Genomic DNA, 19293 nt, shown 5'->3' with positions numbered 1-19293 from the left:
TGGGTGCGGTGATCGCCTCGCCCGATGACGACGGTGTCGTGCTGACCGGACGGCTCTCGCTCGGTACGCATCCCTGGCTCGGCGACCACCAGGTGCTCGGCCGGACCCTCGTATCGGGCACCGCCCTGGTGGAAATGGCCGTTCGGGCGGCGGACGAGGCCGGTTGCGAGGAAGTCGAAGAGCTGACGCTCCAGGCACCGATGATCCTGCCGGAGCACGGCGGCATCGACGTCCAGGTGGTCGTCGGCGGGTCCGACGACCATGGGCGGCGTTCGGTCGCGGTGTACTCCCGCGACGATGCCGCGACCGCGGGGCAGGCCTGGACCCGTCATGCCCAGGGCACCCTGGCCGCCCGTGCCCAGGAGCCGCTCGGCGACTTGACGGAATGGCCGGCCCCCGGCGCCACGGCGGTGGACGTCAGCCGTGCGTACGCGCACCTCGCCGACCGCGGCTACGCCTACGGCCCGGCCTATCGCTGCCTGCGGGCGGCATGGCGGCGCGGCGACGAGATCTTCGCCGAAGTGGCCCTGGACGATGAATTCGCCTCCCAGGCGACCGACTTCGGCCTGCATCCTGCCCTGATGGACGCCGCGCTGCACGCCGAGGCGCTGCTCGACGAGAGCGGCAGCTCCCTGCTCCCGTTCACCTGGAGTGGAGTGTCGCTGCATGCGGCCGGGGCGTCGGTGCTCCGCGTACGACTGCACCGTGAACCCGGCTCCGACGTCTCGTCGGTACACCTGGCCGACGGGGAAGGACGCCCCGTGCTCAGCGTCCGGGCGTTGGCGGGACGCCCGGTCACCGCTGACCAGTTGGCGGCACCTGCCGCCCATGACACCTCCCTCCACCGGCTCGCGTGGGAACCGCTGCCCCTGCCCGCTTCCACGGACGGCGCGTCGTCCGTCGTCCGGATCGGCGGTCAGCCGGGGACCGACGCGGCCGGCTGGTTCCCGGACCTCGCCGCACTGTGCGACGCGGTCCGGTCCCAAGGCGCTCCGCTTCCGGAGACGGTGGTCCTCGACACCGCAGCCACCCGGCCCACCGCACCTGAGGACACGCCGCACCGCACTCGTGCCCTGACCTCCCACGTACTGGCCACGGTGCAGACCTGGCTGGGGGACGAGCGCTTCGCCCACTCCCGGATGGTGGTGCTCACCCGAGGCGCGATGGCGCCCGGGGAACAGGACGTCACCGACCTCGCCGGGGCCGCCGTATGGGGCCTGGTACGGGCTGCCCAGGCGGAAAGCCCCGACCGGCTGGTGCTCGTGGACGCCGACCCCGCCGCGGATGGCACCGGTGTCGTCATCCGGGACCTGCTGCGGGTCGTACGGTCGGGCGAACCGCAGGCAGTGCTGCGCGGTGACGACTGCTACGTGGCGCGGCTGAGGACCGCGACGTCGGGCGCTGCACTGACCCCTCCGGACGCCCCGCACTGGCAACTGGAGGCGACCGGCAGCACCCTCGACGACCTGGCCCTGGTGGCCTCCGACGCGCCCGCGGCCCCCCTAGAGGAAGGGCAGGTACGGGTCGGGACGAGGGCGGCGGGCATCAACTTCCGCGACGTGCTGGTCACCCTGGGCATGTACCCGGGCGGCGGCAGGATCGGGGGAGAGGGCGCGGGCCTCGTCACCGAGGTCGGCCCCGGCGTCACCGGGCTTCGCCCGGGCGACCGGGTCATGGGGATCTTCACCAACGCGTTCGGCCCGGTAGCGGTGACGGACCACCGACTGCTCACACGGGTCCCCGAAGACTGGACGTACGAACAGGCGGCCACGGTGCCCCTGGTCTTCCTCACCGCCTGGTACGGACTGGTGGACCTCGGCAGGACCACCCCCGGTGACCGCGTCCTCGTCCATGCGGCGGCCGGCGGCGTGGGAATGGCCGCCGTGCAGATCGCCCGCCACCTGGGCGCCGAGGTGTTCGGCACGGCCTCACCCGGTAAGTGGCAGACCCTGACCGGCCTGGGGCTCGACCAGGCGCACATCGCCGGTTCGCGGACACTGGACTTCGAAGGGGCCTTCCGCGCCGCGAGCGGCGGGCACGGCATGGACGTCGTGCTGAACTCGCTGGCACGTGAGTATGTGGACGCGTCGCTGCGGCTGCTCGGCCCCGGCGGCCGGTTCGTGGAGATGGGCAAGACCGACCTGCGCGACGCGCAGCAGGTGGCGGCGGACCACCCGGAACCCGGGATCACGTACCAGGCCTACGACCTCATGGACGCGGGCCCGGCCAGGATCCAGGAGATGCTGGGCGAACTGATGGAGCTGTTACGGACGGGAGCGCTGCGGCCGCTCCCCGTGCGGGCCTGGGACTTACGGCGGGCCCCGGACGCCTTCCGTCATCTCAGCCAGGCCCGGCACACCGGGAAACTGGCGCTGACCATGCCACGCCCGCTCGACGCCGAGGGGACCGTCCTCGTCACGGGCGGCACCGGTGGGCTCGGCGGGCTGCTGGCCAGGCATCTGGTCACCCGCCATGGCGTGCGCCATCTGCTGCTGGCCAGCCGTCGCGGCCCGACGGCCCCGGGAGCCGAGGAGCTGGTGGCGGAGCTGGCCGGGCTCGGCGGGCAGGTGACCGTGGCCGCCTGCGACGTCGCCGACCGGGCCGCACTGGCCGGGCTGCTGGACACCATCCCGGCCGAGCACCCGCTGACCGCGGTGGTCCACACCGCCGGAGTGCTGGACGACGCGGTGTTCGCGTCACTCACCCCCGAGCGGATGGACACGGTGCTGCGGCCCAAGGCCGACGCGGCCTGGCATCTGCACGAGCTGACCCGGGACCGGGACCTGGCGGCATTCACCCTGTTCTCCTCGGCCGCCGGCGTCCTCGACGGCGCCGGCCAGGGCAACTACGCGGCGGCCAACGCCTTCCTGGACGCCCTGGCCCGGCACCGGCATGCACAAGGGCTCCCGGCCCAGTCGCTGGCCTGGGGACTCTGGGCGGACAGCGGCATGGGAAGCACACTGGACCAGGCCGAGGTGCGGCGCATGACGCGGAAGGGGTTCCCGCCCCTCACCCGCGAGCAGGGGTTCGACCTGTTCGACGCGGCAGGACGGGTCGACGAGGCCACCGTGGTGCCGGTACCGATGGACCTGCGCACGCTGGCCGCCGCTGAGGGCCTGCCACCGCTCTACCGCGGCCTGGTACGGGCCCCGGCACGCCGTACGGTCGAGGTGGCCGAGTCCACCGGCGCCGGGCAGTCGCTGGCGGAGCGTCTCGCGGCCCTGCCGGATAGCGGACGTCGCGCGCTGGTGCTGGACCTGGTCCGCGAGCACGCCGCGGCCGTCATCGGGCATTCGGGAGGCGCAGCCATCGAGCCCGACCGCGCCTTCAAGGACCTCGGGTTCGACTCGCTCACCACCATCGAGCTGCGCAACCGGCTCGGTTCGGTCACCGGACTGAGACTGCCGGCCACCCTCGTCTTCGACTACCCGGATCCGCAGGTGCTCTCCCAGTACCTGCTCGCCGAACTCCTGCCGGAGACGGCCGCGCTGTCCGCTGCCGACCAGGAGGAGGCATCGGTCCGGGAGGTCCTGGCCGGGATTCCGTTGGCCCGGATGCGGGAGACGGGGCTGCTCGACGAGCTGCTGAAGCTCGCGGACAACGGCGGGGCTCAGGAGGGGGACAGTGCCGCCGGGGCGGCGGAGGACCAGGTGGCCGCCCTGCGCAGCATGGGGATCGGCGACCTGCTCCGGGCGGCGCAGCGAGCCACCTCGGACTGAGCGAGGGAAGGCGGGGGGCGTCTTCGGGCGCCCCCCGCCTTCCCCGGTCACCGGGTGACCTACGCCGCCTCAGGAAAGGATGTCCCGGGCGATCGCTTCCACGTAGTCCGTGATGGTGAGGTCCCGGTCGAGGTACGGGACCACCGCACGCGTCCTCTCGTACAGCTTCCGGGTGGCGTCCGACAGGCCGTCCGTGCCCCGCACGTCCACCGCCTGGCAGGCACAGAGCAGTTCGAAGGCGACCACGTACTTCGCGTTGACGAGGACGTCCCTGGCCCGCCGCGCGGCGACGAAGCCGAACGACACGATGTCCTGGAAGTCGCCGGTGGAGGTCAACGACTGGATCGACATCGGCACCGACATGGCCCGCGTCTCGGCCGTCACCGAGGCCGTCATGAACTGACCGCCCATCAGCCCCAGCCGGAGACCGGGGTTCTCCTGGCAGAGGAACGGCGGCAGCCCGTTGCTGTTGCTCCGGTCCAGGAAGCGGTCGACCCGGCGGTTGGCCAGGTTCGTCAACGTGGTCAGCGCGATCACCAGGTGGTCCATGGCCATGGCCACGTACTGTCCGTGGAAGTGGCCGTTGTGGAAGACGTCTTCCTCATCGGGGACCACCAGGGGGTTGTCGCTGGACGAATTCAGCTCGTCCTGCAGGGTGCCGCCCACGTTGGTGAGACAGTCCAGCACCGGGCCGAGGATCTGGGGGGTGCACCGGATCGAGTACGCGTCCTCGATCGGCTGCGAGCCCTCCTTCACCGACCCGTCCATCTCCTGGGCGAGCAACGCCTCGGTGTCCTGCTCCAGTACGGCGAGCCGGGAGCTGAGCAGCGTGTCCCACAGCCGGGCGGCCACCTCCTGCTGGCCCTTGTGCGGCTTCAGCGCGTGCACCCGCGGGTCGAACGGCTTGGTCATCCCCCTCAGGCCTTCGACGGAGAGCGCGGAGACCAGCAGGTAGGTGTCGAAGAGCCGGCGGGCCTGCGCAAGGACCATGGAGCCGAGGCCGACCATGCCCGACGTGCCGTTGATCAGTGCGAGCCCCTCCTTGAAGCTCAGCTTCATCGGCTCGATGCCGGCGCGCCGCAGCGCCTCGGCGCCCGGCAGGGTCTCGCCCTGGTAGCGGGCGCGCCACTGTCCGGCGCAGACGAGTGCGATCGCCGCGAGCGGGCCCAGGTCGCCACTCGTGCCGAGCGACCCCTTCTCCGGTACGTACGGTGTGATCCCGGCGTTGTACACCGATATGAGCTTGTCCAGGTTCTCCTCCGAGATGGCGGAGTTGCCCCGGGACAGCGACACGATCCGCGCGAGCATGATGGCGCGCACGGCCGGCTCACCGACGTCGTCGCCGACATTGGTGGCGACCGCGTTGATGAGGTTCTCCTGCAGCTCCTGGGCCATCGTGACCGGGACGAGATGGTCGACGAAACCACCCATGCTCGTGTTGACCCCGTAGATGACGCGCCCGCTGCCGACCATCTTCTCCAGGGTCTCCCGCGACGCGCGGACACGGTCCCGGACGGCGTCGTCGATGGCCACCGGGGTCGAGTCCCTGGCGGCCGATGCGAATTCATCGAGTCGCACGGTCCGACCGGCGGAAAGGGTGATTGTCACAGTGCCGAGCCCCCATTTCATGGAGAATTAGTGACCTGTATCGAATAGGTTCGAGCTATTCGGCTGCCACGTTGCTCCTCGGCAATTACCGCCTACAACCCCTAACCGTTCCTGACCCCCCCTGACCGGCCGGGGGAGCCTCACAGGCGGCTCCTCTAGGGGCAAAGCCCGGATTTTTAGGGGTGCTTGTCGCTGGCTTGCCGCTGTGCCCGCGGCTTCAATGGGGCGGTGCGTCCGAGCGACGAACGCTCCACACGGACACCGACGGATGAGAGTGATGATGAGCCTCCTCGACCAGCGAACTCCCTTTTTCGCCCACCCTCATCTGACGGGCTCGGTGTGGCCGGAGCCCGTGCGTGACTCGTTCGACGAGCGTGTCGCCGCCGTCGCCGCCGTGGGCTCTCCCGGTATGGGCATGGGCGGCTACGAATTCGAGGTGTTGCTGAAGACCCGGACCATGGACCAGCTCCGTGGCGTCCTCGACGAGCACGGGGTGGGCATCGGAGAGATCGAGTTGCTGCTGGGCTGGCATGCCGACGGCGAGGAGGGCGAGCAGGCCCGGCGCGGCGAGGAGCAGATCTTCGGCTGGGCGCTGGCGCTGGGCGCCGACCGGGTGAAGACGTCGGCGGTGTTCATGCCGCCCACCGAGATGCCGCCGCTGGACGTGCTGGTGGAGCGTTTCGGCGCGCTCTGCGACCGGGCCGCCGACCTCGGGCTCACGGTCGAACTCGAACCGTTCGCGGTATTCCCCGACTTCCACTACGGCGTGGCGACCGATGTCGTCATGGCGGCGGACCGCCCGAACGGCGGTCTGCTGATCGACGCCTGGCACCTCTTCCGTGACCCGCACGGCCTGGCCGCTCTGGAGAAGGCTGAAGGGCGGCACATCACCGGCGTGGAGCTGTGCGACGGGGCCGAGGCTCCCGTCGGCAGCCTCCAGGAGGACTGTGTGAATGGTCGGAAGCTCCCGGGAGAGGGCGACTTCGACCTCGTAGGTCTGATGCGGACCCTCGATGCGAAGGGAGTCGACGTCCCCCTGTCGACGGAGGTCCTTTCCGAGGACCTGCGCCGGCTGTCCCCCAAGGAAGTCGCGACCCGCACCACGGCCGCCGTCCGTTCCCTGCTGAGCGCGGCCCGGGCATCGTGACGAGCCCGGCGATCACGGACCGCCCTGACCTCAGCGGGACGACCGCCCTGGTGACCGGCGCCAACAGCGGCATCGGGCTGCCGACCGCGCGGGAGCTAGCCAGGAGCGGTGCCCGGGTACTACTCGCCTGCCGCGACTCCGCCAGAGGAGCGGCCGCCGCGGACAGCGTCCGCCGGCAGGTGCCCTCGGCCGACGTCGAGGCCGTCCGGCTCGACCTGGCGGATCTGGCCTCGGTCCGTGCCTTCCCCGGCGTGCTGAGCGGTCGGCTGGACGGCCTCGACCTGCTGGTCAACAACGCCGGCGTGGGCATGATCCCCCGGCGGGTCACCGCCGACGGTTTCGAGATGCAGTTCGGCACCAACCACCTCGGCCACTTCGCGCTGACCGGGGTGCTGCTGCCGCTCCTGCTGGCCCGACCGTACGCCCGAGTGGTCACGGTCTCCAGCGACAACCACGCCGAAGCCGAGCTCGACTTCGAGGACCTCAACGCCGAGCGCACATACGGCCGTACCGTGCAGTACGCCCGCTCTAAGCTGGCCAACCTGCTCTTCACGTTGGAGCTGCAACGGCGCGCTGAGGCGGCCGGCGCCGGTCTCCTCAGCCTCGCCGCCGACCCCGGCAACACTGCGACCAACATCGGCTCCGTGCCGCGGGTCGTGAGCGCCATGATGAGGCTGTTCCTGCAGTCCGCCGACAAGGGAGTGATGCCGTCCCTGCACGCGGCGACATCCCCTGACGTACGGGGAGGGGAGTTCTACGGGCCCGGCCCGAAGCTGTGCGAACCGTCGCCGACCGCGCTCGACGCGTCCGTCGCGAAGCGCCTGTGGGACGTCTCGGAGCAGCTGACGGGCGTACGTTTCGAAGCGCTGTCCGCCTCGTCCCGCTAGCGGACCGCAGGCCCCAGACCTCGGTACGGTCCGCCCGATGCGGCCGCGAACGGACGGGCCGTACCGTGCGGCCCGTCCGTTCGCGGCCGCGTCCAGGCCCGGTGTCAGCGGGCCCCGGACGCTGGGGCCGATGCCGTCAGGCGGTAGAGGTGGGCTGTCATCTGGGCCTGTTCCGAGGTCAGGAAGAAATGGCCACCCGGATAGGTGTGCAGCTCGAACGTGCCGGTGGTGTGCTCTTCCCAGGCACGCACCTCGTCGACCGTCGCCTTGGGATCGTCCACTCCGACATGCGCGGAGACGGGCGTGGAGAGCGGGGGGCCGGGCTCGTACCGGTACGACTCGATCAGTCTGTAGTCGTTGCGGATCGAGGGCAGCGACATGCGCAGAATCTCCTCGTCGGCGAGGATTCTGGAGTCGGTACCGCTGAGCCGGCCGATCTCGGCGATCAGTTCCTCGTCGCTGCCGCGGTGGACGATCTCGTCCCTCTGCCGGCTGGGGGCCCGCCGCCCGGAGACGACCAGCGCCTGTGGTTGCACGCCGCGCGATTCGAGGCGGCGCGCCACCTCGAAGGCCAGCGCGGCACCCATGCTGTGCCCGAAGAGCGCGAACGGGCGTCCGCTGAGGGGCAGCAGTGTGCCGGTCACCAGGTCGGCCAGCCGGGACATGTCGTCGATGTCGGGTTCCGAGCGGCGGTCCGCGCGTCCCGGGTACTGGACCGCCACGACGTCCACGGCCGGCGAGAGGGCCCGCGAGAGCGGGAAGAAGAAGCTCGCCGAGCCTCCCGCATGTGGCAGGCACACCAATTGGACCGGAGCCCGTGGTGCCGGATGGAACCGCCGGAGCCACTGGCCCGGATCGTTGAGCCCGTCTGTCATCCCTACAGAACTCCTTTGTGGCGCGCATCGGACCGGGAGCAATGCCGACCGCACCGACCCGGCTGGGCCTGATGCTGCTAGCGGGCAGTGCGCCGAACAACCCCTAAACTTCCGCGGCCCGTCTCCTAAACACCCTGCGGGAAGTCCCCAGGCGATCCATCGGCGCAGGGCAGCGGGGCAGACTGTGGGCACGGCCGCCGGCGCATGACCGCATGACCGGTGGCACGCGTACGGTGCCGGAAGAGGGGGGAACGTGGGAAACGGCAGGCTGCTCGCCGTCAGTGATCTGCACACCGCGTACAGCGAGAACCGCTCCGTCCTACAGTCGCTGCGGCCGAGATCGGACGACGACTGGCTGATCGTGGCCGGTGATGTGGCGGAGAAGTTCGCGGACGTCGAAAAGGCGCTGACGCTGCTCAACGAGCGCTTCGCGAAGGTCATCTGGGTGCCGGGCAACCACGAGCTGTGGACCCACCCCGATGATCCGGTGGACCTGCGGGGCGAGAAGCGGTACCTGCGGCTGGTCGAGCTCTGCCGCAGCGAGGGCATCACCACCCCGGAAGATCCCTACCCGGTCTGGGAAGGCGACGGTGGCCCCGTGACGGTGGCCCCGCTGTTCGTGCTCTACGACTACTCGTTCCGGGTTCCCGGCGTCACCAGCAAGGAGGAGTCGCTGCGCCTGGCCCACGAGGCGGGGGTCGTCTGTACCGACGAGTTCTTCCTGCACCCCGATCCGTTCCCCAGCCGGGAGGTCTGGTGCCACGCCCGGGTGGCGCAGACGGAACGGCGGCTGTCCGAGCTCGCCCTGGGCCGGCGGACCGTCCTGGTCAACCACTTCCCCCTGACGCGCGAACCGACGGACATCCTGCGCTACCCGCATTTCGCCCAGTGGTGCGGCACCGGGCTGACCGCGGACTGGCACCGGCGCTTCCACGCCGTGTCCGTCGTCTACGGGCATCTGCACATACCCCGGGTCCTGTGGCGTGATGGCGTCCGCTTCGAGGAGGTCTCCCTCGGCTATCCCCGTGAGTGGCGCCCGAGGCCGCCCCGGGAGCCGCTGCGCCAGATCCTGCCGTTGCCGTCCGGGCCAGCGGAGGACTCCTGGTGATCGAGCGGATACTCCCCCCGGGCGTCGTGTCGGCGGAGGCACTGGGCGACCTGACGGACGACCTGCTGGGGCCTGGTGAGGGGCTGTTTTCGGAGGAGGCACAGCTCGTGGTGGCGGTGGCCTCCCGGCAGCGCGAGTTCACGACCGCACGGATCTGCGCGCGGCGCGCCCTCGCCGCACTCGGCCTGCCGCCCGCCCCGCTGCTCAGGAACCAGCGGGGGGGGGGCGCCGCGGTGGCCCGCCGGCGTGGTGGGCAGCGTGACGCACTGCGCGGGGTACCGCGCCGCGGCGGTGGCCCGTTCCGTCGACGTCCCGTCGATCGGTATCGACGCCGAACCGCACGAGCCGTTGCCCGATGGAATCATCGACGCCATCGCGCTGCTGGACGAACGGCGGGGGGTGAGCGCGCTGGCCGACAGCGTGCCCGCGACGGCCTGGGGGCGGGTGCTGTTCAGCGCCAAGGAGAGCGTCTTCAAGGCCTGGTACCCGCTGACCCGGCAGGAGCTCGGGTTCGAGGAGGCGCACATCGACATCGAGCCGACCGGTGTGTTCCACGCCCGGCTGCTGCGTCCCGGGCCCCTGGTCGACGGCCGACGACGGACGGCTCTCTCGGGCCGCTGGTTGATCGCGGACGGGCTGGTCATGACGGCCGTCGCCGTCGTGCCCGGCCCCGAGTGATCCCGTGGCCACGCACGGCATACTGGTGGGCGGCAGTCCGGAAGCTCGCCCCGTCGCGGGTGAAGAGGGAGACCTGATGCGCGTTGTCCTCGCCGAAGACCTCTTCCTGTTGCGCGAGGGGCTCGTCCGGCTCCTCGAAGCGTACGACTTCGAGATAGCGGCGGCCGTGGACAACGGCCCTGAACTCTCCTCGGCCCTCGACGAACTGAAGCCGGACATCGCGATCGTCGACGTCCGGCTTCCGCCGTCGTTCACGGACGAAGGATTGCAGTGCGCGCTCGTCGCGCGCCGCAAACGTCCCGACCTGCCGGTCCTGGTGCTGTCGCAGCACGTGGAACAGCTGTATGCGCGGGAGCTTTTGGCGGACGGCAGTGGTGGGGTCGGCTACCTGCTCAAGGACCGGGTCTTCGACGCGGACCAGTTCATCGACGCCGTACGGCGGGTCGCGCAAGGGGGGACCGCGATGGACCCGCAGGTCATCTCCCAACTGGTCTCGCGCCGTTCCGCGCACGAACAGCCGATCAACAGGCTGACGCCACGTGAGCGCGCGGTGATGGAACTGATGGCCCAGGGCCGGTCCAACGCCGCGATCGCGGCACAACTGGTCGTCACGGAAAGAGCCGTCGCCAAACACACCGCGAACATCTTCGGCAAGCTGGGGCTGCCGCCGTCCGACGACGACAACCGCCGTGTTCTCGCGGTACTCGCCTACCTCGACAAGGGCTGAGCGCCCCGCGACGACCGGCGCGGACCGGATGGCAGGGTGCCCGGCGGAGCCCGCCGTCCGGTGTACCCAGCGACACCCCGGAAGCGGGGGTGTGGAGCCATGGCGCCGGATCGCCTCCGTGGCCAGGCTGGTGTACGCGTGTCCTCATGCGCCGTCCGCGGTCCGAGCCCCTGGAGCCCGATGCCCGAGTATCTCGATCACCTCTCCGAAGCCCTGACGGGAATGATGGGCTCCCCCTGGCTGTGGGTGGCTCTCTTCCTCCTGGCCGGGTGCGGCGGGCTGGTGCCCTTCGCACCCAGCCAGACGGGCGTGGTGGCGGTGAGTTCGCTCCTCGGATCCGACCCGGCCATGCTGGCCCTCGTCGCCGCGGCCGGCGTCCTGACGGGAGATCTGCTGGGTTACGGCATCGGCCGCTGCGCGGGCCGGAGACTGACGTCCCGGCTGCTGTGCGCCAAGCGGGCCGAGGCTGCTTTTGCACGAGCCGAGCTGCTCGTCGACCGCCATGCCGTGGCGCTCGTGCTGGCGGGCCGGTACCTGCCGGGTGGCCGGGTCTCGTCCACCCTGGCGACCGGCAGTGTGCGCTTCCCGCTGCGCCGCTTCGTCCTCCTGGACGCCGTCGGGGCCGCCGCCTGGGCGCTGTACGTCACCGGAATCGGCGCGGTGGCGGGCAAGAGCTTCTCCCACGACCCGCTTAAGCGCATACTCATGGCCACGGCACTGGGCCTGACGGTCAGCCTGTGCGCCGGGTGGCTGCGCCGCCGCGCGGCCGGCCGGCCGTCACCTGTACGGCGGAACGCGGAGTGCCAGGGGCCGCAGCCCCGCTCGCGGGTCCCGGCGCCGAGCCCGGCGGACCCGGTTCGTTTCGGTTCGGGGCGCGCGGTAACCCGCGACGTATGGCACGGATAACGCGACCGGGAGCCGAGAGGGCGCCGCACACCGGGCCGCCGGCGGACCCGGGGAGCAGTCCGCCCGAGTACCGGGGGCGCAGCAAGAGGCAACTCCGGGACCGGCTCCGGATCCGCTCGTCAAGAAGAGCGACCCCGACGAGCTGACAGCGCTGCCAAGGAAGTCCTGGTGGGCCGTGCTGCGTGGCGCGGTCAAGGAGGTCAAGGGCGACGAACTGACCGACCGGGCGGTGGGGCTGACGTACTAAGGGGTGCTCTCGTTGTTCCCCGCGCTGATCGCCCTGGTCTCCCTGCTGGGTCTGCTGGGGGAGTCGGCCAGCCGGAAGGTGGTGGCCACGCTCCAGCAGCTGGCCCCCGGTTCCGTACGGCAGATAATCGGCGACACCGTGCAGCAGTTGCAGAGTACCCATCAGTCGTGCAGCGGCCCGAGCGGCGAGTCACATCTTCGCCACGGTCGGTCGACAGCGGCTCGCACCGTTCAGTCGACCGGTCCTTCGATCGGCAGCCGTTCGGTGAAAGTCCGACCGCCGTTTCGGGATTCGTAGAGGCCTTGTTGGGGGCGGCGAGGATGTGGTTTGCATCGAGTGCGGTCAGTGCTTGCGGTGTTCTACCGGGTACGGTGCCGGTCTTCTTCCAGGTGTTGCCATCGTCCTTGCTGCGGTGGAGGGCGCCGGTCGGATCGATGCCGTACGGGGCATCGGCCTTGGGTCAGGAGATAAGGCCAGCACTGGGTCGACCCCGTCGCCGAAGCTCTTGCCGCCGTTGCTGCTCCTGGCGATGCCGTTCTGCGTGGTGGCCAGCACCACATCGGGGTCCTTCGGGCTGATGGGGATGTCGACGGCGGCCAGCCGGGCACGGTCGTCCCAGGTGGTGCGGTTCTTGCTGACGCGCAGGAGGCCGTTGGTGCTGTCGTAACCGCAGACGGTGCTGTGTGCGTACTCCACGGCGTGGAAGTCGCTCTTTCTGCTCAGGGAAAAGGGTCTTCCACGTCTTGCTGGCATCGGTGGACACGAACACCCCTCGGTGGGCGTGACCGCCGACGCCCTCGGCGTAGGGAACCTGCACGGCGACTACCATGCTCGGCATCGTCGGTACGCTCGCTGCACAGCTCGGTGCTGGGCATCGGGACCTCGCGGAACTCGCCCGGCTGGCGATGCTTCAGGCGAGCGCGCTGGCGAGTGACGCCGTCGATCTGTTCCGTTATCCGGTAGGCGTCGTCGGCGACCATGCGCTCAATGTTCGCGGCGTACGCCTCGCCGTTGCGGTGACCACAGCCGGACATGAGGTCGATGATCAATCGGAGGCCTTCCGAAGCCACCGCCTTGAGGGCGTGTATCTCATCCAGCGTCGGGATGATCACTTGATCCGGGACGTATCCGGGTGGGGCTACGCCGGCGAAGGGATCCTCGGTGATGCCGCCCTTGAGCTTCGCGTCCAGCAGGATCTTTTTGAGTGCTTCGAAGGAGTTCTGCTGGGTGGCGAGGCCAACCTCTCGCTCTTCCATTGACTTAATGAAGTCTTCTACGACGGTGGAGGTGAACGTGTTGAGCCGTCGTGAGCCCACGACGGGGAGGAGTTGGGTGCGTAGGATTTGTTTGATCGTCCGCGTGCTTCCCACCGCGTAGTGGCGTTGCCGGCCCAACCAGTCGGAGGCGTACTCGCCGAACCGCTGCTTACCGATCTCGCGCTTCAGCTCGGCATGCTGCCGTGGCTCGTGCGCTTCTCGTTGTAGATCTTGGTCAGCTGGTCCAGGGCGTCCTGCTGAGTGGGGAAGCCGGTTTCTTCGCGCTGTCGGCCGGTGGCGTCGCGGAAGCGGATGGCATAAGGGTGGGGGCATCGACCCTGTCGGGTGCAGGCGCAGGACTTGAAGAAGCTGCCCATGCCGCGGACAAGTTTGGTCGCCAATGTGCACGACTCCTGACTCATGCTGAGTGATTGCTGACCTCAGTGGCCTCAGCATGGTCCTGACCTGCGCCGCACCAAACTACGCCAAGTTGATCAACGTTTTCCCTGGGCTCACTACCCTGTGTCGTTGGGGGCCGAGGCGAGCGGGGGCAGGCATGACCACGGGGGATGCGGTGCGTCGAACGGCCGCGATGGAGCGGGCGATTGCGTCCGCCGATGCGCTCTTCTCTCTAGAGGGCATCCCAGAAGGAGTTGTCGTACCGGAGCCGGAGGGCGAGGCGGCGACCGAGGCGGCGGTCGAGCGACTCGGTACCCGGTTCGCCCGCCTGGACGGTCAAGTACGGCACGCGCTGAGACGTACCCGAGATCACGCAGGCAACCTGTCGAGCGATCGTCTCCAGGGACTCTCGGAGATCGTCCAGAACGCCGAGGACCTCGGTGCCACGGACGTACGCATTCTGACAAGGGAACGGGAACTCCTCGTCGCCCACAATGGCAGCCCCGTACGGCTGCCGAACGTCCTGGCCCTGGCGATGCCCTGGCTGACCAGCAAAGCGGAGCAGGCCGAATCCACCGGCAGGTTCGGGATCGGCCTGATGACCCTGCAGTCCCTTTCCCCCCATCTGGAGGTTCACTGCGGGCATTACCGGTTCCGCGTCGGGGATCCGGACATCTCCGTGGCCGAGCCGTTCCCGGTACCCGACTGGTTCGCGGGCGACACCTGGACGGTACTGCGGGTCCCACTGGAGCGGGGTGTGCTCAGTGCGGACGAGGTGAACGCGTGGCTTGCCGAGTGGGGAGACAGCGCGCTGCTCTTCCTCGGCAGCGTCGGCAGTGTCACGCACCTGGACGAGCAAGGCGAGGTCCGGCACCGGCTGGCGCTCGACCGCGAGGCCGGCGAGGCATTCGAGGCCCAGGTGGGCGGGCGGAGCGTAGCGGTCGAGACAGGCGAGGCGCGAGCTGGCGACGGCTCCCGGTGGATGGTGTGCCGTGCGACCGTTCCCAGCCCCTCCGGGATCACCCGGTCCCACAAGGCGGGCGGGCCCACCACCGCACTCGCTGTGGCTCTTCCTCTGGGACCCGATGATGCCGGGCGGATCTACGCCAGTCTTCCCGTCGCGGACACGGCTCTGGCTCTCTGCGTGAGTGCCCAGTTCGACCCGATCGCCAGCCGACAGGCGCTCGACGACACCCCGTGGAACCGCGCCCTGAACGCATTGATCGGCGACCTGTGGGCGGCCGCTGTCCTGTGGCAGTTCCGGCGGGATCCGGCACGAGCATGGCGCGCCGTGCCGCTCCCCGACGACGTGCGCGACTCCCGTGACCCGGTCGCCGCGCTGGAGCGACTGCTCCTCGACCGTGCCAGGGCGGGAGTGTCCCACGGTCTCGTCCTCGACGTCGAGGGGCGGGGGCTGCTCGGCCTGGGCGATCTCGCGGTGGAGGACGAGACGCTGGCCGGCGTGGTCACCGAAGAGGAGGTCTCCCGCGTCGCGGAGTGCACCGCCGTACTGCCCGAGGTGGCGCGGGACGAGGACGGCCGGTGGCGTGAGGTGCTGGCGGACTGGGAGGACCACGACGGCGCGGTTCCCGTGACGGTGGACCTCTACGACGCGCTGCGCCTCCTCGACGACGAAACCCGGTCACCGCAGGCGAACGTCCGCCTCGCCGCGGCGGGACTTTCCGCAGACATGGACACCTCCTTGCTGTCGAGCCGATGGCTCGTGGACAGCTCCGGGGGCCGCCACCTTGTGCCCCGGCGCGAGGAACCTGCTGTGTTCACCGACGTCCCGCGGGGCCTGGGCGCCAGTCTCGGGTTCTCCCGGGAGATCCATTCGGCGTTCCTCGCCGACACCGACGAGGCACGGTCGGTGAGGGCATGGCTCCGCAATCGTGAGGCACTGCTTACCGACGCGGATGCAGTGGCCGTCATCCGGCGCCTCGCGGCCATCGGCGCCGCCGCAGGGGGCAGCGGCCCGGATGTTCTGCGCCTGGCGGATGACCAGCTCATCGAACTCCGGGATGGTTTCGCGCACTTGCCGGAGTCCGAGCGCGAGACCTTGGGCCGGGATGTGGGACGCGCCATCCGGCTGCAGGGGCATCGGTACGACCATGCCGGAAAACGTGAGGCCATCGACGTCTCTCCCGCCAGGGCCTACCTACCCGCCCGACTGGACAGTTCCGAACGCGAGGAGAGCTTCGCCTTCGCCGCTGGCCGGGCGGCCGGGCCAGTGTGGCTGCGGCCCCGGTACGCCGAGGTCCTGCAGCGCGGTGCGACTGGGATGGGCGCCCGGAAATTCCTGAGGCTCCTGGGTGCGGAGACCGCACCCAGGTTGCGCAGGCACCCAGGGGGGCGGGAGCGCTTCACGCAGAGTCCCAAGGGGCTGCCGGCGAACGTCATGTCGGGCCCCCGGGCACGCACAGATGCCCTGCGCGCTCAGGGCGCGACGTTCACACTGGACGACTACGACAGCCCCAACCTACGTGCCGTCGCCTCCAACATCGCGGCGGAGCAGGACCCCCAGGTCCGCAGGCACCGGGCGGCAGCCCTGTTCCACGTCCTCGGCCGGGCCTGGAGCCGCCTCTCCGACCACGACGAGGTCGCTGCCGTCTACGACCACTACGTGTGGCAGGACCGGGGCAAAACCGCAGCCTTCTGGCTCTGGCAGTTGCGCGACACACCATGGCTGGACAACGGGACCGGCACGCCGTCCGCCCCGGCTCGACTCCGCATGCGAACCACCAGCACTGTCGCCGTGTACGGGGCGGACGACACGCGATTCCTCCATCCCGAGATCCAGCAACTGATCGGCAGGCGCAGCGACGTGCTGCGCGCCCTGGACATCTCCGAGGAGGCCCGCACCGAGGACCTCGTGGAATGCCTTCAACGCCTGCGCCGACAGGAGGAGGAAAGCGGGGACAGGGACGTGCCCGCGGCGCTGATCCTCTACGAGGCCCTGGCAGAGCGCACCGTCGGCCGTGGTGTCGGCGCCTCCGGGGAGATGCCTTTGCGTGCCGTGGTGCGGGCGCTCGGCCAGGGGAACGGCCTCGTCCTCACAGACTCCGGTTGGCGCAGGCCGGGCCAGTGCCTGCGCGGTGCGCCGCTCTTCGGGCCGCTCCGTGCGTTCGCGCCGACGTTTCCGGGCAGCGAGGCGTTCTGGCAGCGGCTCGGAGTACGCGCGCCGACTGTGGACGACGCCACGGCCGTGATCAAGGAGCTGGCACAGCGGGACCGGAAGCAGGGTCGGGAGGAGCAGGACGGGACGACCCAGTCCATCGTCCTGCAGACCCTGCAGATGCTCGCCGTTCTGGGCCGCACCCAGCCAGGTGGGTTGACGGCCAAGCGCCTGGGGCGGCTCCCTCTGTGGACGAGCCAGGGCTGGCGGAGCAAGCGGCCCGTGTATGCCGTCGAGGACCCGGCGGTGGCTGAGGCGTTAGGCCGGGAACGTGCGGTGTGGTGCCCGGGAGCCGAACTGGAGCAGTTCAGGCCGCTGATCCGGGACCTGCGGGTGACCGAGCTGGCCGCAGAGCACGTCACCGTGTACAGCCCTAGCCTGGCTCCGGCGGACCCGGACTTGACCGCGCTGGTCCGGTCGGCCGTCACCCACCTCCGTGAGGACCTGCAGCGCAACGCCGCGAACGTGGCCCGGTCCCTGGACTGCTCCTGGGAAGAGCTCGCGGACCTGACCGTGCGCATTGCCCCTCACCTGGCCTGCCGCGTCGAGCTTCCGGACACGGGCGAGTCGGTCACCGTGCCCGTGGACGCCGGGATCGACTGGTCCTCGGGCACGTTGTACGTCCGCGATACAGCTGCCCTGACACGCACGTCCGGGGCCGGCCGGTCGATCGCCGCACGGTTTCCGGGCCGCAGTCGGGAAGCGGCTCTCGCCTGGGGAGCCGCGTGTGACCAGGCTGAGAAGGGCCGTACGGCCGTACAGCTGAGCCTTGCCGACGACCAGGTGCGGCGCGACCGGGAAGCTGCGGAGGCCGAACGCGAACGCCGGCTCAGGGAACTCGGTGACGAGGTGGACGAACGCCGTACCGCCACTGGGTTGCAAGCCGGCGTAGCGGCCGGCACCCCACGGACGTCGATGACGCTCCCGCCTGCCCCCAGCAACCCGCCACCCGTGAGGGCTCCGTTTGCCCCTCCTGGCACACCCGCCGCCCCACCGCGCAGGCTCGTCGACCCCGACAGGCTCCGGCTCGTTGACCCGAGCGGCGCCATCACGCCGCCGAAGTCTTCGGTCTCGGGCGCGCCCGTCGCACGACCGAGCGCGTTCACCTCGGGTACGCCCGGACTGCCGCAGCCCCGTGCCGGATCGGCAATCCCCCAACAGCACACGACACCGCGCCCCTACTCAGGTACGGAACAGGAAAAGGTGGCCCTGGACGTGGTGCGCAAGGCACTCGCCGGCGACGACGACTGGCTGCGCGACCTGCGGGCCCAGCATGGTCTCGGCGCCGACGCCGTGGACGCACTGTCGCGCTTCTACGAACTCAAGGCGTACGGAGGCGCCGAGCCGGACACGGTGCAGCTGACGCCCGCGGAATTCCAGCGAGCCACGGAGAGTGACGATTTCTTTCTCGTCATCGTCTCCGGGCTGGAGGCTGGAACCGCCCCCGTGGCCGTACGCATCATCCCGCAGCCGCTCCAACAGCTGACCTGCCGCCCGAGCAGCAGCGTGACGATCACGGGCATCAGAGCCGCGCACAGCCGGGTGTACCAACTCAAGGAGGAGAGATAGGCCGTCGGTCATGACGCTCGTTTGACGCTCTAAACGCCCTTCACGCTGGACGCACGACCCAGAAACCGCCTCTGACCTGGTATTTTCCCCGGCACCTCTCATGGCGACATCTTTCCTATGACGCATCATGTGGAGTGCGTGGCGATCCTGGAGCGGGCAGAGAAGCAGGGCTGAGCTGCGGGTTCTTCTGGATTGTCCTGGCGCGGCCGGGCGTGTTCGACCTGCTTCCCAGAGTCCGCCGCGTGGAGCGTGTCGCCGGCTCGCCCCACGTGTCTCACCTGCGGTTCCACGCAGCGGAACCGCAGGTGAGGAGCGCGCTCTGCCTCGACTTCGTGAGGGTGATCGGGAAGCATCCTCACGCTCGTTCGACGCTGATTCTGACGGACCGTCATCACGCTCATTCTGTCGGCTGCCCGAGTCCACGTCGAAGCTCCTGGCTGGCGCCCGCAGTCTTGATCTCGGTGATTGCCGGTGCCCGGTTGCGGCGCTGCGCACCAGGCAGACGTAGCCGTCGAAGGTGCCCGGGCAGACCAGGTGGTCCGGCAACCAAGCGGGTCAGGGATGGCTCGATGCGCCGCGCACGTGCCCCCAAGTCGCGCCGCACCCATAGGATCGTGTAAGTTCTTCGAGTTGCCCGGAGCCGACAGGCCCGCACGGCAGCTATCCCGCCGCTTCGCGGCACACCACTACTGCACGGCCCCTCACCGGGAACAATTTCGGCATGCCGAAATTCGGACCGCGGCGCGATTATGCGCCGACGAGGAATTCCGCTAAAGTAGTGATCACGCCGAAAGGCGCGAACAAACCCCCCACCGACGGGGGATCGGAAACAAATTCGGACCGACAACGGAACGAAACGGATCTGATAGAGTCGGAAAGGTCGAAAAGCGAAAGCCGAACGGCCGACCCCGCTCCAGCAGGGGGCCAGAGACGGAAACGGATCTGGTAAGGTTGGAAACGCGAAGAAGCCGAAAGGCGGAAACGCACCGGCG

The 19293-nt window shown here is 69.9% G+C and carries 13 protein-coding genes and 1 pseudogene; 10 read left to right on the top strand and 4 right to left on the bottom strand.

Annotation, left to right across the window (positions count from 1 at the left end):
• A partial coding sequence (locus ACZ4NB_RS38385; protein WP_467667689.1) for an SDR family NAD(P)-dependent oxidoreductase occupies positions 1–3719 on the top strand: 3719 nt, incomplete at its 5' end.
• Positions 3720–3788: 69 nt separating this feature from the next.
• On the opposite strand, the gene ACZ4NB_RS38380 is transcribed toward ACZ4NB_RS38385, so the two are convergent.
• Positions 3789–5348: a phenylalanine aminomutase (D-beta-phenylalanine forming) gene (locus ACZ4NB_RS38380; protein ID WP_467667688.1), complete on the bottom strand. Its 1560-nt coding sequence runs from the start codon at positions 5346–5348 to the stop codon at positions 3789–3791.
• Between the two features lie 331 nt (positions 5349–5679).
• Between ACZ4NB_RS38380 and ACZ4NB_RS38375 the strand changes: the two genes are divergently transcribed.
• Together ACZ4NB_RS38375 and ACZ4NB_RS38370 are read left to right on the top strand one after the other, a co-directional pair.
• Entirely contained in the window at positions 5680–6474 is a 795-nt protein-coding gene (locus tag ACZ4NB_RS38375; protein ID WP_467667687.1) for a sugar phosphate isomerase/epimerase family protein, read from the top strand.
• Entirely contained in the window at positions 6471–7361 is an 891-nt protein-coding gene (locus ACZ4NB_RS38370; protein WP_467667686.1) for an oxidoreductase, read from the top strand. The genes ACZ4NB_RS38375 and ACZ4NB_RS38370 overlap by 4 nt, the downstream gene beginning before the upstream one ends.
• Before the next feature lie 104 nt (positions 7362–7465).
• Here ACZ4NB_RS38370 and ACZ4NB_RS38365 read toward each other — a convergent pair whose 3' ends face one another.
• Positions 7466–8236 carry a thioesterase II family protein gene (locus ACZ4NB_RS38365; RefSeq protein ID WP_467667685.1) on the bottom strand — a complete coding sequence of 257 codons (771 nt, stop codon included), beginning with the start codon at positions 8234–8236 and terminating at the stop codon, positions 7466–7468.
• 253 nt (positions 8237–8489) lie between these two features.
• Here ACZ4NB_RS38365 and ACZ4NB_RS38360 point away from each other — a divergent pair, with 253 nt between their 5' ends.
• The 5 genes and pseudogenes from ACZ4NB_RS38360 to ACZ4NB_RS38340 all read left to right on the top strand — a co-directional run bounded on the left by ACZ4NB_RS38360 (position 8490) and on the right by ACZ4NB_RS38340 (position 11655).
• Positions 8490–9344, top strand: a complete 855-nt coding sequence (locus ACZ4NB_RS38360) for a metallophosphoesterase family protein (RefSeq protein WP_467667684.1) — start codon at positions 8490–8492, stop codon at positions 9342–9344.
• Positions 9266–9505 (top strand): annotated as a pseudogene (locus tag ACZ4NB_RS38355) (metallophosphoesterase); the annotation flags it as partial. The gene ACZ4NB_RS38360 and the pseudogene ACZ4NB_RS38355, both read left to right, overlap by 79 nt.
• A gap of 97 nt (positions 9506–9602) precedes the next feature.
• The gene (locus ACZ4NB_RS38350) at positions 9603–10022 is read left to right on the top strand and encodes a 4'-phosphopantetheinyl transferase family protein (protein WP_467667683.1); all 420 of its coding nucleotides are present in this window, start codon (positions 9603–9605) and stop codon (positions 10020–10022) included.
• Positions 10023–10098: 76 nt separating this feature from the next.
• The gene (locus tag ACZ4NB_RS38345; protein WP_467667690.1) at positions 10099–10749 is read left to right on the top strand and encodes a LuxR C-terminal-related transcriptional regulator; all 651 of its coding nucleotides are present in this window, start codon (positions 10099–10101) and stop codon (positions 10747–10749) included.
• 180 nt (positions 10750–10929) lie between these two features.
• Entirely contained in the window at positions 10930–11655 is a 726-nt protein-coding gene (locus ACZ4NB_RS38340; RefSeq protein ID WP_467667682.1) for a DedA family protein, read from the top strand.
• Positions 11656–12244: 589 nt separating this feature from the next.
• On the opposite strand, the gene ACZ4NB_RS38335 is transcribed toward ACZ4NB_RS38340, so the two are convergent.
• Entirely contained in the window at positions 12245–12598 is a 354-nt protein-coding gene (locus ACZ4NB_RS38335) for a hypothetical protein (protein WP_467667681.1), read from the bottom strand.
• A gap of 131 nt (positions 12599–12729) precedes the next feature.
• Here ACZ4NB_RS38335 and ACZ4NB_RS38330 point away from each other — a divergent pair, with 131 nt between their 5' ends.
• Positions 12730–13161 (top strand): hypothetical protein, encoded by a 432-nt coding sequence (locus ACZ4NB_RS38330; protein WP_467667680.1) that lies wholly within the window; start codon positions 12730–12732, stop codon positions 13159–13161.
• Positions 13162–13343: 182 nt separating this feature from the next.
• Here ACZ4NB_RS38330 and ACZ4NB_RS38325 read toward each other — a convergent pair whose 3' ends face one another.
• A complete protein-coding gene (locus tag ACZ4NB_RS38325) occupies positions 13344–13559 on the bottom strand; it encodes a hypothetical protein (protein WP_467667679.1) in 216 nt (71 codons plus the stop codon).
• Positions 13560–13714: 155 nt separating this feature from the next.
• Between ACZ4NB_RS38325 and ACZ4NB_RS38320 the strand changes: the two genes are divergently transcribed.
• Entirely contained in the window at positions 13715–18301 is a 4587-nt protein-coding gene (locus ACZ4NB_RS38320; RefSeq protein WP_467667678.1) for a sacsin N-terminal ATP-binding-like domain-containing protein, read from the top strand.
• The last annotated feature ends 992 nt before the right edge of the window (positions 18302–19293 follow it).

The organism is Streptomyces sp. NPDC026575 (assembly GCF_055567415.1).
Note: the sequence above shows the minus strand (reverse complement) of the source record. Positions and strands in the feature narration are given on the sequence as shown.